The organism is Paenibacillus xylanexedens (genome assembly GCF_007676705.1).
Classification (GTDB): domain Bacteria; phylum Bacillota; class Bacilli; order Paenibacillales; family Paenibacillaceae; genus Paenibacillus; species Paenibacillus xylanexedens_C.
Window position 1 is genome coordinate 1668488 of record NZ_VEBF01000002.1, and the last position, 20223, is coordinate 1688710.

Below are 20223 nucleotides of genomic sequence, written 5' to 3' on the forward strand. Positions count from 1 at the left end.
CGTTGGTTGATGCGGATATATCATCTGTTTCAGTGAAAGTCATCGCTGTCGGTTTTATGAATTTTTCCATTCACTCTCCTCCTGTCTCTCTTCGTTATTGACTTGCTGCGTTGGCGGAAGCTCTCGCATCAACGGATGAATGACGGTTACACTAGTTCCTTCACCTTCGTCGCTCTCCAGCACAATACCGTACTCATCGCCAAAGGACAGTCGGATACGGGCCTGCACGTTCAACATTCCATAGCTTTTGCCTGTTATACCAGGCGAGGACGCTTCCAGACTTGCCAAAGGAGCTTCGAGCAGATGCTGCATCTCGGCAAGCCGTTCTTTGGACATCCCCGCTCCATCATCCTGAACGGTCAGCAGCAGTCTGCTATGTTCTAATCTGGCCTCCACACGAATGTGTCCCGGCCCACGCCTGCCCTTGATTCCATGATAGATTGCATTCTCTACCAGAGGCTGAAGCAGCAGCTTTAACACGAAAAGATCCCGCAGCTCCTCTGGAATATTCAATGTATACTGAAGACGATCACGGTATCGTGTCTGCTGAATTTGCAGATAGCTGGTCATATGCTCAATCTCGGAGTGCAGCGGAATGTAATCCTGTCCTTTACTAAGCCCTATGCGAAATAATCGAGATAACGCACTAACCATGCCGGATACATCTTCTGCACCCTCTTTGCGTGCCATCCAATGAATCGTATCCAGGGTATTGTACAAAAAGTGAGGTTTGATATGCTCCTGCAAACTTCGCATTTCAGCGTCGCGCTTCTGCCGCTCCCGCAATTCATTTAGTGATATCAGCTGTCGAATCTGTGCCAGCATTCGGTTATAACTGTTGCCAAGCATGCCAATCTCATCAGCGCGATCACTCCATCGTCCTGCTCTGAGATTACCAGTCTCCGCCCTGCGCATATAGGACATGAGCCGAAAAATGGGCTGAGCAATGGAACGCGAGAACCATAACGAAGCGCTCAGGCCGAACAAACACACTACAAATACAAAGCTAACCACGTAAAACTGGATTTGACGCACTTCGGATATCGATTCTCTTGTGGGAAATACCCCTACCGTTCTCCACCCCGTAAACGTTGAAGACTGGTACATGAATAATAAAGCTCCACCCTCTGTTTCGGCGGTAAACGTTCCACGCTCACCGGAGGGGAACCAGTCTGTGGGAATGTGTTCTATTAGCGGATGTTCCGGCTTGTATACACTTTGGCCCTCTGCATCTGTCACCATGACATAACCAGATTTCCCCAAGGTTACATTACGGGCAGCCTGAGAGACAGATCTTAGTTTAAGATCAATCATAATAACTCCACGTACACGTCCTGACGCTTCATCCGTTATGGAACGCGCAACCGATACAATCTCATCATCCTTGTAACGTACATGTGTCGTGAGATTACGCTCTTTTGGCTGACCCAATACCATGAAAATGCCCGGGTTGGCCGAAGCTGTTTGGTACCAACTTTCCTGGATAAGACTCTGTTCATCTCGGGGATACATCTCGTTGCTAATATAATCACCATTTCCATTGACGAGAACAATTCCGGCGATTTCAGGATACAACGTTGTGAACCCCTGCAAGGTTTGCTTGATGCCATATAACCGATTTTGCTCCGTTTCGGCATTTGCGTCCATGGTCATCGGCTGGATGCCTGCATCATCATTCGGCGGCATTTTGTCGTCCATAAAAGCATCAACTTCCGGGTCAAATGCAATCAGGTACGTCATGTTTTGCAAATTCTCCATCTTGCTGTTCAGAGCTTCATTCACTTTGCCAATCAGTTGCATGGTATGCCCCTCAACCTGCCGCTCAACTACCCGCTCCACCGTCCAGTTCACAAGCAACCCGAGTCCTACGGAAGGTACAATGGCGAATAGCAGAAAAAGCAGCATCAGCTGGTAGCGAAGGGGCATATTACGCAAGCGTAAACGCCGAATCCTGTTCCTGAAAGTTGAGCGAATAGCTCTCCTGCTCCAAGGCCTTGGACTCTTGAAATATTCCTTGTTATTTGGCATAGTAATCATCCACATCCGAGCGTGTCACCACAGAGATCCCTGTGTCCACCATCACGGGAAGCGGTGCATTTTCACCGGAGGAGGATGGGGCAGGAACCGTTAACTGGTGATGCAGATGGAACAAATATTGGAGTGACCAATATCCCATATTCCAGGTTCCCTGTGCAATCGTAGCCGAGATCGTACCGTTCTTGATCATATCCAATGTAGCCTTATTCGTATCAAACGAAATAATCTGCAATGGATGTCTGTCCCCTGCAGTTTGAACGGCTTCACCCGCTCCTGCTCCCCCGGTGGCTTCAGTCACAAAAATGCCCGCCAGCTCCGGACGTTCCTTCATCATTCTCTGTGTTTCGTCTCTGGATACCATCGCATCACCATGTCCGTCTGCAACTTCAACGACCTGCATAGAGGGGTATCTCTCCTCAATCGTATCGCGGAAGCCCTTCGTCCGTTCTTCATGATTTTGTTGTCCAGGCAAGGTTAATACCGCGACCTCTCCCTCACGTCCCAGCAGTTCAGCCATTTTATCGGCAGCCATTACACCCGACTTATAATTATCTGTCCCAAGAAAAGAATAGGCCTGGCTACCAGGTGCATCCGCGTCGAATAATACAACAGGGACATCTGCGTCGATTGCCTTGTTAATCGCTGGAATTAGCGATTGGGGATCGATCGCAGATATGGCAATGCCTGCGGGTTTACGAGCGATGGCCTGCTCAATCACCATGGTCTGTTCCTTCGCATCATACCGGGTAGCCCCGCGATATTCTACGGTCACGCCAAGCGCATCCGCGGCATCTTCGAAGCCTTTGAGCGGGCTCTTCCAATACTCCAGCCCGGACTGGAATGTAATCATGATATACGTCTCCCCGATATCGCCGCGCAGCCCCCGGTCCTCCCATGAACTGTTTACCTGGCTGGTGTATTCGAATCTCAATACATACAGCGCAAATGCTGAGATTAGCAAAATATAAACCAGCAGCATTTTTTTCATTCTGTTCACTTCCTCAAGTCGTCTGATCACCTTGTACTTCGTTTAAATTGTAAACGCAATCATTCAAAAAGAAAACTCCCCCTTATCTTTTAAAAGGAAGCTCCTGTTGCTAACCGTGTACCTGCTGCAATAATGTACTATATGGTTTCTCCCTCTGGACGTATGATCATGGAACTAAACTACAACCTGAGGAGAGCATCATCATTATGAATCTTGCATCTTTTTTAATCTACTGCATCGTCGTTACATTCACCCCCGGCCCCAGCAATATCGTAATTCTTTCTTCCGTACAACATGTTGGAGCACGTCAAACGATGCAATATGTATGGGGAGCTACGCTGGCATTTGGTCTGCTGCTCACCGCTTCAGCTTTTCTTAATCAGCTTCTTGCCGGAGTGTTGCCCGGAATCCTGAAGGTGATGCAGATTGTCGGCGGCCTGTACATGGTGTATCTGGCGTACCAGATCTACAAGATGGGTACCACCGAGGATGCACCGAAACAAGTTACCGGATTCTGGAATGGTTTCATCATGCAATTTGTGAATCCAAAGGTCGTCTTGTTTACTTTCACTGTCATTCCAAGCTACGTATTGCCCTTTTATCAAAGTTCATTTTCTTCGTTCCTGTTCGTGCTGCTCATTACCTTCATTGGTTTTCTGGCCTATTCCAGTTGGGTTGTGTTTGGTACGGTCTTCAAGACATTACTGAATCGCCACCAGAAAATACTAAGTATTCTCATGGCCCTTTTTTTGTTATACTCAGCCATTATAGTATCCGGATTAATCTAAAGCTTGGGAGGTGTGCTGCATGGAACGGTTTAACTATAAAAAGTCGCAAGACGTGCTGGCACTATCCGCCAGCTTTACTGATTTTGCATACAAAAAACATTGCCACGAAGAGTATGCGGTTGGCGTAACGCTGCGCGGCATTCAACAATACAACCTGGACGGACAATATCAGGCTTCACACCAAAATGGTGTCATGTTGTTCAACCGTGAACAGTCTCATGATGGAAGCTCCTATGATAAGGCTGGCATTGACTATGTGATGCTGTATTTGAAGCCGGATTTGGTAGAGGAGATTATAGGCAAAAAGGAATTGCGTTTTGTAAACCCCATCGTCTATGATCCCGAGCTTGCACGTCACATCCTGATGCTGAACGACGCTGTTCAACTCAGACAGGACGAAGCCGAGTGCAGCGAACGGCTCTTCGATCTGGTTCATCTTCTGGCTCAGAAGGAGATGGATACCAAGCTCTGGTTGCCTCAGGACAGCCTGGTTAGAAAAGCGAAGGAAATCATGTTTTGCAGTACCGAAGATGTGCTCAAGCTGGACAACCTGAGCTCCGAGTTTGGCATGTCCAAGTTTCAATTTATCCGTGAATTCAAGTCACATGCGGGCATATCCCCCTACCAGTTTTTCTTGAACTGCAAGGTTGAGCGTGCCCGTCAATCTATCGAAAAGCAGAAGGACGTCTATGCTGCTGTTGCCGATTGCGGATTTGTCGATCTGACCCATCTGAACCGACATTTCAAACGGGTATTCGGTATCACGGCTTATGAATACATGTTGCAGCTGAACTAGTTCCATCGGATCGATAATCTCGACTCCAATCAGATAAAATATGTCGCCAATCCTGAAAATCCCCGTACAGAACGTTAATGTACCTTAACGCTCTGTACGGGGATTGGCTTCTTTTTTCGTTGTGCAATCAGATTCTTTTCTTTCGTTTCCATATCCAAACGATTGCCAACGCTGCCAATAGAATGACTGTGCCGTATAAGATGAGTTGGAAATATTCACCTCTCCCATCGGTGATTTCTCCAAAATCTTCTTTACTTACAACCTTGCCCGCGCCCAGTAATTTCAGATCATCTCCGGCTTGTTCGACAGGAACATTGCCACTGCACAGATTCGTATGCAGCCTGTTGTCTCGTTCATCCAGACTGGCAAAGATCAGGTAGGACTGATTCTTTTCAAATTGAATGCCACAGGAGTCAGACCCTCCGTCCTTCCCCACAATTTTCATCTTTTTGGCACTGACTCCCTTCCATGCAGTATCTACATCAAAGGTATACTCTCTTAAGATGCCATCATGCTTCGATTGCTGAGAATCGCCTTTCTTCACTACTTTTCCTGTAAATACCGTGGTATACGTTTCCAATCTCTCTTGAACATCACTCTCGACACAACTGCAAGCATACACTTTCTCTCCGGGAAATAGAGCTAACCCTGACATAACCAACAGTAAGACCAACATGCACATCATCAACCGTCGTTTCATTCCGCCCACTCCCCTATAAGATTCTCTGCTCGAACAACCGTGTTAAGGTTATATATTTTTATTGCTGCAATATTTATTGTAAAATTATAGCACAATACCAATATGGCTATGATCGCATTCGCAGACACAACCTACAAAATCAAACATCGCGGAGGAACTGAACATTTGATGCAAAACTGGAAAAGGAACATCTCATTCCCGCTGCTCGTGGCAGCGTTATGCATGATCGCTTTTGTAAGCATCGCCCTGTCCATCAGTGATAACCAGATTCATCGATTTGATGATACCCTAATTGGATGGATTCAGGGTTTGGAATCCGCCAGTATGACGCAATTCATGCAGTTGTTCACCTGGATTGGCGGCGGGAAACCCGTGGTTATCATTACAATCATCGCCATGATTGTGTTATACGTGTGCCTTCGACACAAACGCGAACTGCTTTTCCTGGCTTGCGTACTCGTCGGTTCAACCCTGTTAAATGCATTGCTCAAGCTGGTATTCCAACGTGCCAGACCTACCATTAACCGGATTATCGAAGTGAGTGGATACAGTTTCCCCAGCGGACATTCCATGGCAGCGTTCAGCCTATATGGTGGACTGGCCTTTCTGATCTGGAAACATGTACCCACCGTCACCGGTCGTGTGCTGATGATCATTGCCAGTGCCGTCTTTATAGTGACCATCGGGATAAGTCGTATTTACTTGGGTGTTCACTATCCAAGTGATATCGTTGGCGGATACTTCTTAAGTGGTTGCTGGCTCTCCACATGCATATGGTTTTATCAGCGTCATTTGGAGCGCATGTCCCCATTGCATTCCAGAAGACTGGCATAGGCTAGCTATTGTACTGCACAAAGAAATACCCGGCTTTCCTTAACTGAAGGATCGCCGGGTATTTCTACATTCATATATCGTAGTTCTGAACTCGTTCAGGACCATATGAACCCGCCTGTCCCATTTAAGGGAACAGGCATGTCTTGTATTTTTACGCCAAATTATAATTCTTCACCATTGGATTCAATGACTTTTTTGTACCAGTGGAAACTCTTCTTCGGTGTTCTGCTAAGGTCCCCATTACCGTCGTTGTCCTTATTGACATGAATGAAGCCATAACGCTTCTTCATCTCTCCAGTTGAAGCACTAACCAGGTCGATACATCCCCACATCGTGTAGGCAATGAGATCTACGCCGTCAGCTACCGCTTCTTTCATCTGTTCAATGTGACCTTTCAGATAATCAATGCGATAGTCATCCTGAATGGAGCCGTCTTCCTCTACCACATCAACAGCACCCAGACCGTTCTCAACCACCATCAATGGAATCTGATAACGATCATACAGATGATTCAACGTGTAACGCAGTCCTTTCGGATCGATCTGCCAACCCCAGTCGGAGGCTTCGAGATATGGATTTTTGATACCGCCAAGCAGATTACCTTCTGCTCTCTCGAGGGACTCGTCTGCACTTTCAACCAAAGACATGTAATAACTGAAGGAGTAAAAGTCTACGCAACCTTCACGCAGAGTCTTCTCGTCTCCCGGTTGCATCTCGATCTGGATACCCTGCTCCGCGAAGAAACGTTTGGCGAATCCAGGGTATGCACCACGAACCTGAACATCACCGCAGATCATATTGGAGATTTGGTCTTTTTTCTGTGCGAGCAACATGTCGTCCGGGTTACATGTGTTTGGATAGGTTGTCATGAAAGCGACCATACAGCCGATCTGGAAATCAGGGTTGATCTCATGTCCCAGCTTCACTGCTTTGGCACTCGCGACGAATTGATGATGCAATGCCTGGAAACGAGTCTGTGGATCATCTACTCCGTCAACCAGCGTCTCTTTGCCTTCAAATAGAATACCTGCCGCCATATAAGCACCCATCGGCATTGTCAGACAGTTGATCTCGTTGAATGTCAGCCAGTATTTCACTTGATCCTTGTAACGGTTGAAAAGGGTTGTACAGTAACGGATATAACAGTCGATGACTTCACGGGAAGCCCAACCGTTATACTTCTGTGTCAGACCGAATGGCGTTTCATAATGGGAGATCGTTACGAGCGGCTCAATATTGTACTTTTTCAACTCGGCAAAAACATTATCGTAGAACTGCAATCCCTCTTCGTTTGGTTCCAGATCGTAACCATTTGGATAGATACGGGACCAGTTGATGGACATGCGGAACATTTTGAAACCCATCTCTGCCATCATGGCAATATCTTCTTTGTAATGTCCGTAAAAATCAACCGCCTCATGGCTCGGATAATACGTGCCCTCTTCCAATACAGGCGTAATCCGGCGTGGGATCGTGTGGGTCCCCCCTGTCATCATGTCAGACGTGCTTGGCCCTTTGCCACCTTGATTCCATCCACCCTCGAATTGATTGGCAGCCGTTGCGCCACCCCAGTAAAATCCTTCTTTCATTGTCATGATCAGTTCCTCCTTCTTATCTCAACAAAGACTATGTAACCAGTGTACCATCCATACCCTGACACCTATTGTCATGGTATAATCATGGCATGGAAAATAACCGATTATTTCGAATGTTGCTTTTGTTATTGGAGAAAAAGAAAGCTACTGCCCCCGAACTCGCCCGTTTGTTCGAGATTTCTGTACGCACGGTATACCGTGATATCGACCGGCTGAGCGCTGCGGGTATTCCCGTCTATACCACGACCGGCAAGCATGGCGGTATTCATCTGATGGACAACTATGTCATGGACAAGTCGCTGCTGTCGGAAGAAGACCAAAATGAAATTTTGATGGGTCTCTATAGCGTCAGTGCGATTCCCCATCTGAACAGTGCCCATATGCTTCAACGGTTAACCGCCTTGTTTGATCACAAACTGGATTGGATCGAATTCAATTTCTCACCATGGGGCAGCATCCCCCTGCAAGAGAGAGAACTGTTCAATCAGGTGAAACAGGCTATATTAACGAATCAACTGATTACGTTTCATTATGTTAATTCGGATGGTGAGAAAAGCATCCCGACTGTGGAGCCACAAAAGCTTATATTCAAGAATAGTACGTGGTACTTCAAAGGATATATTCATGATGATCCTGATCGGAGAGAATTCGAGACATTCAAGATGAAACGGATCACCCAGTTGACTTTTCTGACGCGAAAACATGATCATCCCGTCACTGCAGAATCAACCCATCCTGAATCAGAGGCTGCCACCGCCATGACGCCTCTGACACTCTCATTCTCTAGCACTATCGCATACCGAGTTCATGATTTTTTTGAACCGTCTCTCATTACAAATGAGCCGGATGGCAGACTGCGTGTGTCTCTCGAACTGAATGTAGGGGAATGGCTATACTCCTTTCTGCTATCGTTTGGTTCCGAGTTGACCGTAATCGAGCCCGCTCATGTTGGACAAGAGTTGCTCAGGCGCCACATCAAAGCCGTTGAACATTTGCAGAACGTCATGAACAAACAACCCGACAATGAATGATATAATATAGGCCTATACAACTTTTGATATCAGGTGACTCTCAATCTACATCTGACCGAAGGAGGTTTATCCATGCAAGACATCAGACGCAACAATGTGGAACGTTTCAAAGGTTTCGGTACGTTATACGATCAGAATCGACCCGCCGCTCCCACTGAAGTGGTGGATATTCTAACGACATATCTTGGCAGAACACCACGTATGGTCGCAGATGTTGGCTGTGGCACCGGCTTATCCTCGTGGATTTGGCTTAATAAGGCAGAACGCATTATTGGCTTCGAACCCAGCGATGACATGAGGTCTGTAGCGGAGTCCAAGTGGGAATCTGCGGGCAAGCCGGATAACCTCCGGTTTGTGTCCGGCTTGTCTCATGACCTCGGGCTTCCGGATGGCAGTGTCGATGTGTTGACCTGCTCCCAATCGTTTCACTGGATGGAACCCCAACCCACACTGCGCGAGTTCGCCCGTGTGTTGCGACCAGGAGGCATCTTCGCCGCTTATGACTGTGACTGGCCTCCAATGCTGAATTGGCAGCTTGAACAAGCCTACCAACAATTAGTCTCTATAGCAGATGACCGTGCTTCACAACTTTCTAGCCAAGAGAACCAGGCACATAAATGGAGCAAGGATGGACATCTGCAGCAGATTCAGCAATCTGGCTTGTTCCGCTATGTTCGGGAAATTGTGTTTCATCACCACGAGACATTCACGGCCGATCGTTACGTCAATCTGGCCTTGAGTCAAGGCGGGCTGCAAACGGCATTGAAGCTCGGAGCTGACGATCTATTAACAGCTGCCGACGAGTTCAGAGCGCTGGCTAATCGTGTATTTGACGGAGAATCCAGAACAGTACTCTTTTCTTATCGAATGCGCCTAGGCATTGTCTGATTGCTTGCTAACGCCCCCAAGAAGCCGACTCCTCCAGGAATCGGCTTCTTTAGAGTTAACTTCCTCAAAATACAAGGCTTTCGGGTTCACAGGTTCAAGGCTTCATTTCTACTGGAATTCCACTAATTGCGGTCTAGTTGTTTAAGTAATCATCATCTGGCTGATGAGTAGGTCTTTTAAAATAAGAGTATATTTGTACGAATACTACAGCAAATCCTACAATCAGTAGTCCCAACACTTCAACAACCGAAAAATTACGATGTAAAATGAGAATATCCAATGCAGCTACCTCCAATAGCATCAAATTGTTGATTAGACTGTTTTCATAGGCTCGCAAGTGCTTTTGACTCCAAGTCCATAAGGAGAATGCAAATGAACCATTAATGATCCCTAACCAAAGTATGATCCCGACAAGTGGCCAAGAGAAGCTTGGTAAACCTTCAAAAATCAGACCGATTGCTAACATCCCAAAGGCACCAATCGCCATGGGCATGAGAACTAAATCACCTGGACTTGCTTTTCCGTTTTTAAGTAAGTGCCTTGTTAGTCCCAGATGGATAGCATATCCAGCACAAGAAGCGAGTATTAGAACAATTCCAGTAAAATGGCTTCCCCCAAAATCCCAAGGAAAATAGAAAATGATAACACCAGCCATTGCTGCCAATATCCCTAAAAATGATGAGCGACAACGTAACTCTCTGAGCCAACAAACGTCTAGTACAATTAAAGCTGCAGTGTTACCAACGGAGAGCATCATGCTCGTTTGTGTTGGTGTAATTAGTATCTGTCCTGCGTACTGCAGTCCCTGTGCCATTAGATACCCAGTTACTCCTAGAACAATTATATAATATGGTCGTAATTGGATACGTACTCTTTCCTTCTGAACATGCTTGTTTGGTGCTATACTATTTCGATTTACCAGAATCAACCGAACGAGCACCAATGTTACTGCTGAAACGCTGTATCGTAATCCAGCTAGTGTAAAAGGTCCAATATGATGTTGAAATGCAATCTTGTTTAGGATGTAAGAAGTCGACCACAGCAAGGTGACTAATACGGCTGCACCAATGGCGAGGAAATAATGATCTTTGACTTTACCAAAATGACTTACTCTATCCTTAGTCAAGAGAATCACCTCTTGCTTCGTGAGCAATGATCCATTCTTTAATACGCTCCGTTGCCATTGCTAAAGCCTGCGAATGATGATCATTGACTTCAACTCCATTTTCAGCGATGGTTAGCCCGTTGGGTAACTCAAAGATGCGAGAATACCCGCTCGCTAGTTTACCACGTTGACTGAACGCAATTCTTCCTTCTAACTCTCCATATGTAAAAGAACTACTACCATCCGGAAAACGGATTGCGATTACACTTTTAAATCGTGCTGCACGAAGTAAAGGGTTGGTTACATGTTTTAACTCCTCAAGCAATTTTAAACTTCGATCATCATCCGTACCTGGAGCCCACCGGGCAGTACGAACACCTGGGTCTCCGTCTAAAACATGTACACATAATCCTGAGTCTTCCGCAACGATTATCCTATTTAATGCTATCTGAACTGCGTTGGCTTTTAAAAGTGCATTTTCCTCAAAGGTATTTCCATTCTCATCAACTTCGTCCACTTCACCTGCAAACAACGCCCTTATTGGAATCGGTAATTTCAATAGTCCTTCCTTTATCCATTGAGTTTTTCTTGGATTCCAAGTGGCAAAAATAATTTCCATAATATGAGCCTCCCATCCAGCTAAGTTTATGGTTCGTATGCTATGATTGTAGTTGAAAAAAGGGATATAAAAAGAGTATACTTTTCGATTTAAAACTTCCCCTTTTATTTGGAGGTGAATCTTCTGCAGTTATCGGAGCATTTCTTCAATCTCAAAAAATTATTTGGCAAGCTAGAACCACAGATTTCACAGAAGACGACTTTACAAGAGCTGGGCACAGTATGGAACTGTACACCACGTAATGTAAAGTGGATCGTACGTCGTTTGTCTACGATTGGGTGGATCGCTTGGTCCCCAGGGCGCGGAAGAGGTAATCGTTCAACACTGACGATATTAACTTCTGAAGCGGAGGTAGTGCTTACACTCGCCCAGGAAGCAACGAGTAAAGGAAGGTTTCATGATGGAATAAGATTACTTGAAGAGCATGACGCGGATGATATAACACGTGGTCGTTTTGTACATTGGCTAGAGGGACAGTATGGTTACCGAGTCGATAAGACTGAGAATTATCAACTAGACACCCTGCGTCTGCCCTTTTACCGAAGTATGCCTAATCTAGATCCTATATTTACCCTTCGACGCACAGAGTGGCATATGGCTAGGCAACTCTTTGATACGCTTCTTACTATGAGTGATGACAACAACGAAATCATTCCTCATGTGGCTTATTACTGGGAAACGGATAACATGGAAACCACATGGACTTTTTACATACGAAAAGGGATACTCTTTCACGATAATTCCGAATTGCATGCGAAGGATGTTGTCTATACCCTTAAGCGTTTAACATCTACTGATTTTGGACGAACGGAATGGACTGAGCTTCCATTGGATCGTATTCGAGCATTAGGCCCTTACTGTGTAGAGATTAAGCTTAAACGACCTTATCATCTTCTTCCCCAACTGTTTGCTTCTCCGCGTGCTTCAATCCTTCCCCTTTCTTCCTCAAAACTATCGCCTGGGGAATTTGCACGTTTTCCTATTGGAAGTGGCCCGTTCCGGGTGATTGAGAACGATAACTTCCAGATTATCCTTGAGGCCTTCCCTGCTTATTTTTCGGGACGAGCTCAGCTCGACCGAGTGGAACTGTGGATCATACCGGAAACTCGTTATCGTCCATTGCCGATAAAGGAAATGGCAGGGGATACGCTCCCTTATATTCATCCTTTTCAACTTCACACACGAAACAATCGTCCACCTGACATTGAAAAAGTTGAAGCGGGATGCACGTATATGACATTTCAGTTGAACAAGCCAGGACCTCTCAAATCTAGCGATTTTCGTCGCTGGCTTTGTCTTGCAGCTAATCCGCAACGCATGAATGCTGGTCTCAACGATCATACCTATAGTGCAGCGTACAGTTTTCTCCCAGAATGGAGCCTAATAGCGGACCGAATGCTAGAGCATGAATGTATGAATGATGATCATAGCTACTTGAAAACAGAACCTACTTTTCTAGTGCCACCTCCCTTTCAACCAGAACAATCACTATCGCTTCTGACCTATCATATCTTGGGGGATTCCTTGGAGCGTAATGCTCGCTGGTTTAGCGAACAATGCGCTGAATATGGAATAAAAATCAACGTAGAGGTTCGAGATTATGAAGAGTTTATACGGCCAGAGATAATCGATGCCGCAGACCTTGTATTAGCTAACGCTGTTGTTGATGATAATTCAGTTATTTCTTTCTTACGTCTTATGTTTGATGATCGTCACGTCGTACGTAGGCACCTATCCCCTGAGATTTATGAGCATCTACACATTAGATTACGTATGATCGAAAGCGAGCCCGATGTGAACAAACGGATCCAAAAGACCCAGGAAACGGAACAATGGCTCAGAAATACACGGGCTGTATTCTTTTTGTACCACCTAAACCAGACCACATACTACGACAATCGACTAATAGGAATGCAAACAAACGCTTATGGTTGGGCGGATTTTTATAGACTTGCCTTACGACCGTACTTAATTTGAACAAGTTCTCATCACAGTCGTGATAGAAGCATGTTCAAATAGCTTAACGAAAGGTGGTCGGAAATGTACTGTTCTAATCTTAATCGGTACCAGTCCTTATACTTGACTCGACTCGGGAAAAACTTCTACCGAAAAACCAAAAAAGTCGCTATTTTAGCGACTTTAAGAGGTACTATGTTTTCTGGGCCCATGATATCAATAATGACAACCATAAACTATGCAAATCCATTAAACAATTGCTTAATCCAATTGGGTTCGTTATGACTGCATGTAGTCAAGCAGACTCTGCTTCACAAAAAAGAGGGTAGCCAATACGATTGCCGAAATAGCACCAACATTTCCCGCTTTGAATTGGACTTCTGATTATATAGGTTCTTATCCTCGTTTTCTTTCCTGCTTTTCGACAATATTTCATCTTTGTTGATGTGAAATTCCTCCCAACGAATTGCCAAGTTTTCTTGTCAATGATCTTGTCAGTATTGGTGTGTAATACGGCACCCCAAAGAAAAGAAGGTTACAAATCTAGCTAAGTAATATTGCGAGTCAATGTTCAGTTGAGCTTAAAAATAACTGTGTAGGCTTTGATAAATTTCAATACTTCAAGGTCTTTTTGTTTGACTAAAGATAAAATGATCATCAGTATCCCAAACGTGCAGATGATCAGCACGTATCCACGCAGCCACAACACGCCCTTAATCAGTCTAAGGCAAAACCAAGATCGATTACTTCGACAATGACGAAGTTGCATTTCTACAAAAAGCATTACCGAATCAGAAGAAGGCTACAACATTGCCTGTGAGTTAATAAAGTTATAACGCCACCCTTCCGGCAAAATCAACCGAAACAGTTTCCGTTTCCCAGATAATTGTTTTACAATAAGAAAGTATGTGTAAGAGCATTTTATCGAAATGCTGAAACATGAGCTGAATATGAAAGGATGCAAATAAATGATTATTAAACCAAGAACACGTGGTTTTATTTGTACCACTTCCCACCCTGTAGGTTGCGCTGCGCAAGTGCAGGAACAGATTGATTATGTAAAATCCCAGCCGGAGCTGAAAGGCCCCCGTAATGTGCTCGTCATCGGTGCTTCCACCGGATACGGACTGGCGTCACGCGTTGTTTCTGCTTTTGGAGCAGGAGCGAATACGGTCGGCATTTATCGTCCAAGCAGTTCCACAGAGAAACGTACGGCTTCTGCAGGCTGGTACAACTCCGCTGCATTTGAAAAAGCCGCTGAAGAAGCAGGTCTGAAATCGTACAGCATTACAGGTGATGCATTCGCAAACGAAACAAGAGACAAAGCCGTTGAACTGATTCGCAGTGAACTCGGTCAGGTGGATCTGGTCGTATACAGCGTAGCCTCGGCACGCCGTACCGATCCGAACACGGGTGAAGTATTCAACTCTGTGCTGAAGCCAATCGGACAATCCTATACGAACAAAACGGTAAACTTCCACACAGGCGAAATCAGCTCCGTTACTCTGGAACCGGCAAACGAAGAAGAAATTCGTCAGACGGTAACCGTAATGGGTGGAGACGATTGGGAACTATGGATGGATGCCCTGCAACAAGGCGGCGTGCTTGCTGATGATGCAACAACGATCGCTTTCTCCTACATCGGTCCTGAACTTACCCATGCCATCTATCGTGATGGTTCCATCGGTCAGGCCAAGAATCATCTGGAAGCGACTGCACACAAGCTGAATGATCGTCTGAGTGCAAAAGGTGGACGTGCATACGTAACTGTAGCCAAAGCGCTGGTGACTCAATCCAGCTCCGCGATTCCAGTTGTACCGCTGTACATCTCAGCATTGTACAAAGTCATGAAAGAAAAAGGCTTGCACGAAGGCTGCATTGAGCAATTGCAACGTCTGTTCGCTGATCGCCTGTATGCGGGGGGAGAAGTTCCAACCGATGCAGAAGGTCGCATTCGCATTGACGATTGGGAGATGAGAGCTGACGTTCAGGAAGAAGTGGCGAAGCTCTGGAATGAATTGACCACAGAAAACATCTACGATCTGTCCGATCTTGAAGGTTACCGGCGCGAATTCTTCCAGCTGTTTGGTTTTGAAACCGATGGTGTGGATTATGAAGCAGACGTTGATCCGAACGTTGAAGTGCCCCATCTGGTGAATTAGAGAATTCTTGTGCGGTCATGAGCTTAGGCTCTCTTTAGCACTGCGGATGTATTGCTAAAGATATGATTTTAAAATCATTGAAGGAGGAGCCGTCTGGCTCCCCCTTTTTTTTTGCCCTTCTTAGATCCTTTTATCCATTATAATTCCAATTCCCATGCCCTTACTGTCCTCGCATATTCCCTAATCAAATTGATTTAAGCAGCTTTTTCAGCTCTTTTGGTACCGTCTTCTCGATAGTAATGGAACGTGCTCCATGCATGGACGCAAAGAATTGAAGTCCCTCCCGAAAATCCGTGATCCATTCCTCCACAGGTGGAGCAGTCTCTTCCATCGATAACAAACGAACGGTAAGTACTCCAGTTTTGCGATCCAGTCTGGGGTCCATACGTCCAATCAACCGATCACCGTGAAGAATAGGCATGGCATAATAACCGTAGGTTCTTTTCACCTCTGGCGTATAAATCTCCCATTTATAATGAAAATCAAATAAATCCACGATTCGTTCTCTTCTCCATAACAGGTTGTCCAGCGGCGGCAAGAATCGTACCGGACCTGACGGATCATAGTGTGGCTCTTCCCTTTCCATATGCAGTAGCAAATCCTCATCTTCAGCACGAATATAATAAGGCGTCGCCACATCCTCCACCTCAAGCGGGATCATTCGCCCATCTGACACACGGGCAGCGATATCAGCCCGACGTTCAGCCGCTGTAGATTTGAGCCAGCCCAGACGGGGATCACGGGCATCTACAACCCGATATGCATGAATGTATTTATCCAGCAGAGCCTGTCTCTGGGCAAACACATCCATGTCTTCTTTCATCGGAAGTCCCTGTTGCTGCAATTCGGATTCGGTAATATGAAAATAACGTTCATTCCCCTGCCTCGCCACCACACGAATCACAGCGGAGTCCAACAGTAGATTCAGAGCAAGTGTTGTATCCTTGGTCTTTGGCACATCCGCACTGTCCCAATAACCACTTACCCTTTCTACAGCACGAAAAGCTCTTGAAGGCAAAGGACCCTCTTCCTTCAAACGCTGTAACACATGCTGCACTGTTTTCTCCAGACCTTGTAAGGACGGAGCCAGACGCTCCCTTAACCGAGCACGCACAGGTTCAAAAAGAGCATAGTCTTCGATTGGAATGACACAGGCGGCATTTGCAAAATATTCAAACACTTTGTGATCACTCAGCAGCGCATTTAAACTGTTAGAAGTATAACCAGGGTCGCGAGCACCCAGCACCAAATGCTGGTTCCCGGTTACAGCAGCCACAGGATCGATCTGCACACAGCCAAGGGAGCGGATCAGACTCATCACTTGGTCGGGTCCCGAAGGTGAGGAAACTGCGGGCCAACGTCCCAGTAAAGCTTGTGTGCGCAGCAAAAAACGCCGAACGATTTTCTTATTCATGTGCAGCGCTGTTGTCATATGTATAGGTTCTTCCCTTCATTTATATATCCAAGGATTAATAGTCCAATTCATAACGATACATTGATTTTAACAGTCCACATCATTACTTTCCAACCAAAGAAAGAATTCTATCGTATCGTATTACTTATCCCGCAACCTCATAGACAAAATAAAAAGAAGCACCACCATCCTGGATGATCTGCTTCTTGTGTTTGACCTTTTGCAATTTTTCCTGCTTTGTAGGCATGAGGCGTACATGCTGGGATAGTGCACCATAATCTCCGTTGACTCTCCGACTCTGTTCTGTGCACCACTTACCTGACCGTTCTGCTTTGCGTAATGCTTTTTGTGTTTGTGTACGTGCCATAATGGATTACACACTCCTTTGGTTGATATACACTCAATATATCATGTGCAGCTACGCAAGTGAAGGTGCATCCTACTGGAATGGGCATATACACCATTAAAAAGGCTTCCACCCAAGTACTTAGCGGGATTGCCGCTTTCGCCTGGACTGCCACGTCTCAATCGGTTCGTGATCATCTTCCTCAATCAGTTCCAGTGCTTCTGCCATTCTTTTCGCTTTGAATAACAGAATTAACTCCATCAGGTCTTCCCGGTCCAGCAACTTCACTCCATTGACCGCTGCAAGTGTCCGGCAGGCTTCGGTGTAACGGGCAGACGTCAATACAATCGATCGGTCGGCTTCATAATAACGCATGGATGTATAGATTTCCTGCACAGCACTCAACCCTACGGGATGGTTCGCACCATATCGCTTTGCTTGTACAACACTTCGTCTGCCGAGTCGATCAACAAATACAAGATCAGCCCCGAAGTCCCGGCTGCTTGTCGTTTTATGAACCTCATCGTACCCGAGCTCTTCAAATAGATGATAGAGATATAATTCAAATTCCGAACCGTCCTCCATCTTGTCGATGTCCTTTATCGTAATCTTACGAGGATTGGCTTCACTTCGGATCCGCTGCCCGCGCCCGATAACACGCCGAATAATCCAGGTCAATATCAACAATATGATGATACATCCAATGACCCATAGGGTCACATTTTCACTCCAATTCATAGCTCTTCTCCTTGTTCATTCCTATGTTGTATCCAACGTCTTATGCAGATATGGCTTGTCACCGCACTAAATATATCAGACTTCCACCTTCATCGAAAGAAGATGAAATCCCTGTAACCGTCCCACTTCATCAAACAAAGTTAATACGATATATGAATGATAAAAGGTTACAGTACGTTCGGTTGAATTCAATGTGACATCAATGGTAAAATTCAACAATCGGTTCTATTTTGAACCGAAGAAGAAAGGTGGTTTATCACTTGCATACATTGACCAAACACAAGTCCAAAACATGGGCTGCCCTCATTCTTAGCGGCATGCTCCTCTTCACCATGAATACAACGAGTTACGCTGCCGCCTCACCCGAATCCATGCCCAAACCGGCGTGGACATCATCTTCTCTGTTGCTGTCTGAGGCCAATACAGAGAAAGATGTTTTGATCAAGGAAATCTATGCCGTGCCTTCGAAAAATCTCGTATATGTGCATGCTGCCCAGCCTGTGACCAAAACAAGCAGCAAAACGACACTGGACTGGCAACTGGACTCCCTTCAGGCATTCGATGCTACAACTGGACAATTGAAGTGGAATACGATATTCCATGAGAAAAGCGGCCCTTACACAACCTACTCCGATTCGGTATATGCAAGCAACGGTACAGCATATGTGTATATAGAGTATTCGGACAAAACCAAAAAATTGTACTCATTCAATACATCGGGCAAGACCAACTGGGTCAAAACGGTGAATTCACCTGCAAGCATTTCCCTACTGGATAACGATACGCTGATGGTTGCTTCAAGTCAGGGTGTACAATCGAATGGTTCGGTTCGCTCAGCCATCTCGTTATATGACAAGAAGGGCAAGCTGATTACCGAAAAGACGATTAACGGTGCTGTGCTTAAGGCTGATCATGGTCGAATTGTAGTGGATGCCAGTAAACAAACCAAGGTAGGCAACTTCTGGCAACAAGCCGCGAATCCCAAAGTGGAGATCTATGATCGTACGTTGAATCGTCTGTCCTTCTACCAATTCCCTTCCAGTGCGAATACACTAGGAGATGGCGGCGGTGAATCACTGGCTATTCTGAGCGATGGTTCTATTATTATGCGCGCCAATTTCGAGAACACGGGTAACCGACTGATTGGCTTTGGCATCGATGGCAAGCTCGCTTGGGGACGTGCCATTGCTGGTGATGCCTACATTCAGACAGCTGGTAACAGCTATACAGTCCTGACAGGGCAGAAGCTGGAACTGTACACGATGAAAGGTAAAGTGACCGAGCGTACATTCAAGGACGCACAGCCTGCACTTATGCGTGTGGACCAGACACAGGATGGACAGTACCAGCTTGATTTTGCCAAAACAGGATACATTCTTGATCCACAGAAGCTGGAAGATGTACATGTCTACACCACTAGTGCTTCAGTTCCTTCATTAGAAGGTATCTCTACTTATATGGATGATATCATCTATTCCATGAACAAAGAGACATTGTCCAAATATGTACTGAAGCCCACTCCTGCAAAATAAAAAAGAGTCTTTCTGGCTCTTTATCGTATGCCTATGATTCTAGTTCCATACACTAGCCAAAAAGCCGGAAAAGTTCTATAAAGAACTCTCCGGCTTTTCACATGTCAGGATATACTTATCCTATTTCCAATTCTCTTCTATAAACTCGTCCCGTCCGGATAACGCACGGTCTTCCTTATAGTGTTTCTCGTTTTTCTTGTGATAATCCTGATGATAGTCTTCAGCCGGATAAAATACGACAGCATCACGAATTTCCGTAACAATGGGTTGATCGAATCGTCCACTAGCTGCAAGGTCCTGCTTGGACTGTTCAGCAAGCTCACGCTGACGTTCATTATGCACAAAGATCGCTGTACGATACTGTGTACCCCGATCCTGGAACTGGCCTCCGTCATCCGTCGGATCAATCTGGGGCCAGTACAGCTCCAGCAGTCGTTCATAAGGGAATACATCTGGATCAAATGTAATTTCAACGACTTCGATATGACCAGTCTCTCCGGTTTTGACCTGCTCATATGTTGGATTCTCGACGTGACCGCCGGCATAACCCGATACAATACCATGAATGCCCGGTTGTTCTTCAAACGGTGTAACCATACACCAGAAACATCCGCCGGCGAATGTAGCTTTTTCCATTCCGTTCATCCCCTCTTATCGAAACTACCCTTTACACTTACCACTCCGATGACAGAAC

18 protein-coding genes are annotated in these 20223 nt (G+C 45.7%); 8 read left to right on the forward strand and 10 right to left on the reverse strand.

From position 1 onward, the window contains the following. Positions 1-54 precede the first annotated feature (54 nt). Together FS628_RS17420 and FS628_RS17425 are read right to left on the reverse strand one after the other, a co-directional pair. Positions 55-1926, reverse strand: coding sequence for a cache domain-containing sensor histidine kinase (locus FS628_RS17420; RefSeq protein ID WP_145324228.1), 1872 nt, complete (start codon positions 1924-1926; stop codon positions 55-57). Positions 1927-2017: 91 nt separating this feature from the next. Further along, positions 2018-3025, reverse strand: coding sequence for a substrate-binding domain-containing protein (locus FS628_RS17425; RefSeq protein WP_145323859.1), 1008 nt, complete (start codon positions 3023-3025; stop codon positions 2018-2020). Positions 3026-3231: 206 nt separating this feature from the next. Between FS628_RS17425 and FS628_RS17430 the strand changes: the two genes are divergently transcribed. Both FS628_RS17430 and FS628_RS17435 read left to right on the forward strand, forming a co-directional pair. Then, a complete protein-coding gene (locus FS628_RS17430) occupies positions 3232-3813 on the forward strand; it encodes a LysE family translocator (protein WP_145323861.1) in 582 nt (193 codons plus the stop codon). 19 nt (positions 3814-3832) lie between these two features. Then, a complete protein-coding gene (locus FS628_RS17435; RefSeq protein ID WP_145323863.1) occupies positions 3833-4609 on the forward strand; it encodes an AraC family transcriptional regulator in 777 nt (258 codons plus the stop codon). Positions 4610-4736: 127 nt separating this feature from the next. Here FS628_RS17435 and FS628_RS17440 read toward each other — a convergent pair whose 3' ends face one another. Further along, entirely contained in the window at positions 4737-5309 is a 573-nt protein-coding gene (locus FS628_RS17440) for a hypothetical protein (protein ID WP_145323865.1), read from the reverse strand. 168 nt (positions 5310-5477) lie between these two features. Here FS628_RS17440 and FS628_RS17445 point away from each other — a divergent pair, with 168 nt between their 5' ends. Next, positions 5478-6143, forward strand: coding sequence for a phosphatase PAP2 family protein (locus tag FS628_RS17445; protein WP_145324230.1), 666 nt, complete (start codon positions 5478-5480; stop codon positions 6141-6143). 161 nt (positions 6144-6304) lie between these two features. On the opposite strand, the gene FS628_RS17450 is transcribed toward FS628_RS17445, so the two are convergent. Beyond that, positions 6305-7738, reverse strand: a complete 1434-nt coding sequence (locus FS628_RS17450) for a glycoside hydrolase family 1 protein (RefSeq protein ID WP_145323867.1) — start codon at positions 7736-7738, stop codon at positions 6305-6307. Positions 7739-7851: 113 nt separating this feature from the next. Here FS628_RS17450 and FS628_RS17455 point away from each other — a divergent pair, with 113 nt between their 5' ends. Further along, positions 7852-8769 (forward strand): helix-turn-helix transcriptional regulator, encoded by a 918-nt coding sequence (locus FS628_RS17455; protein ID WP_145324232.1) that lies wholly within the window; start codon positions 7852-7854, stop codon positions 8767-8769. Between the two features lie 72 nt (positions 8770-8841). Beyond that, positions 8842-9657, forward strand: a complete 816-nt coding sequence (locus FS628_RS17460) for a class I SAM-dependent methyltransferase (RefSeq protein ID WP_145323869.1) — start codon at positions 8842-8844, stop codon at positions 9655-9657. A gap of 133 nt (positions 9658-9790) precedes the next feature. On the opposite strand, the gene FS628_RS17465 is transcribed toward FS628_RS17460, so the two are convergent. Then, positions 9791-10783, reverse strand: coding sequence for a DMT family transporter (locus FS628_RS17465; RefSeq protein ID WP_260871072.1), 993 nt, complete (start codon positions 10781-10783; stop codon positions 9791-9793). Continuing rightward, positions 10776-11381, reverse strand: coding sequence for a non-canonical purine NTP pyrophosphatase (locus FS628_RS17470; RefSeq protein WP_145323871.1), 606 nt, complete (start codon positions 11379-11381; stop codon positions 10776-10778). Before FS628_RS17470 ends, FS628_RS17465 begins: the two co-directional genes overlap by 8 nt. A gap of 114 nt (positions 11382-11495) precedes the next feature. Between FS628_RS17470 and FS628_RS17475 the strand changes: the two genes are divergently transcribed. Further along, positions 11496-13358: an ABC transporter substrate-binding protein gene (locus FS628_RS17475; RefSeq protein WP_186327844.1), complete on the forward strand. Its 1863-nt coding sequence runs from the start codon at positions 11496-11498 to the stop codon at positions 13356-13358. Positions 13359-14305: 947 nt separating this feature from the next. Beyond that, positions 14306-15499 (forward strand): enoyl-ACP reductase FabV, encoded by a 1194-nt coding sequence (gene fabV, locus FS628_RS17485; RefSeq protein ID WP_145323875.1) that lies wholly within the window; start codon positions 14306-14308, stop codon positions 15497-15499. Between the two features lie 184 nt (positions 15500-15683). Here fabV and FS628_RS17490 read toward each other — a convergent pair whose 3' ends face one another. From FS628_RS17490 to FS628_RS17500, 3 genes are all read right to left on the reverse strand, one after another. Continuing rightward, a complete protein-coding gene (locus tag FS628_RS17490; RefSeq protein ID WP_145324236.1) occupies positions 15684-16913 on the reverse strand; it encodes a DNA glycosylase AlkZ-like family protein in 1230 nt (409 codons plus the stop codon). 145 nt (positions 16914-17058) lie between these two features. Continuing rightward, positions 17059-17280, reverse strand: coding sequence for a hypothetical protein (locus FS628_RS17495; RefSeq protein ID WP_145323877.1), 222 nt, complete (start codon positions 17278-17280; stop codon positions 17059-17061). A gap of 120 nt (positions 17281-17400) precedes the next feature. After that, positions 17401-17997 (reverse strand): restriction endonuclease, encoded by a 597-nt coding sequence (locus FS628_RS17500; RefSeq protein WP_145323879.1) that lies wholly within the window; start codon positions 17995-17997, stop codon positions 17401-17403. Between the two features lie 260 nt (positions 17998-18257). Here FS628_RS17500 and FS628_RS17505 point away from each other — a divergent pair, with 260 nt between their 5' ends. Then, positions 18258-19529, forward strand: coding sequence for a PQQ-binding-like beta-propeller repeat protein (locus FS628_RS17505; RefSeq protein ID WP_145323881.1), 1272 nt, complete (start codon positions 18258-18260; stop codon positions 19527-19529). A 120-nt stretch (positions 19530-19649) separates the two neighbouring features. On the opposite strand, the gene msrA is transcribed toward FS628_RS17505, so the two are convergent. Beyond that, a complete protein-coding gene (gene msrA / locus FS628_RS17510; protein ID WP_145323883.1) occupies positions 19650-20165 on the reverse strand; it encodes a peptide-methionine (S)-S-oxide reductase MsrA in 516 nt (171 codons plus the stop codon). Between the last annotated feature and the right edge of the window lie 58 nt (positions 20166-20223).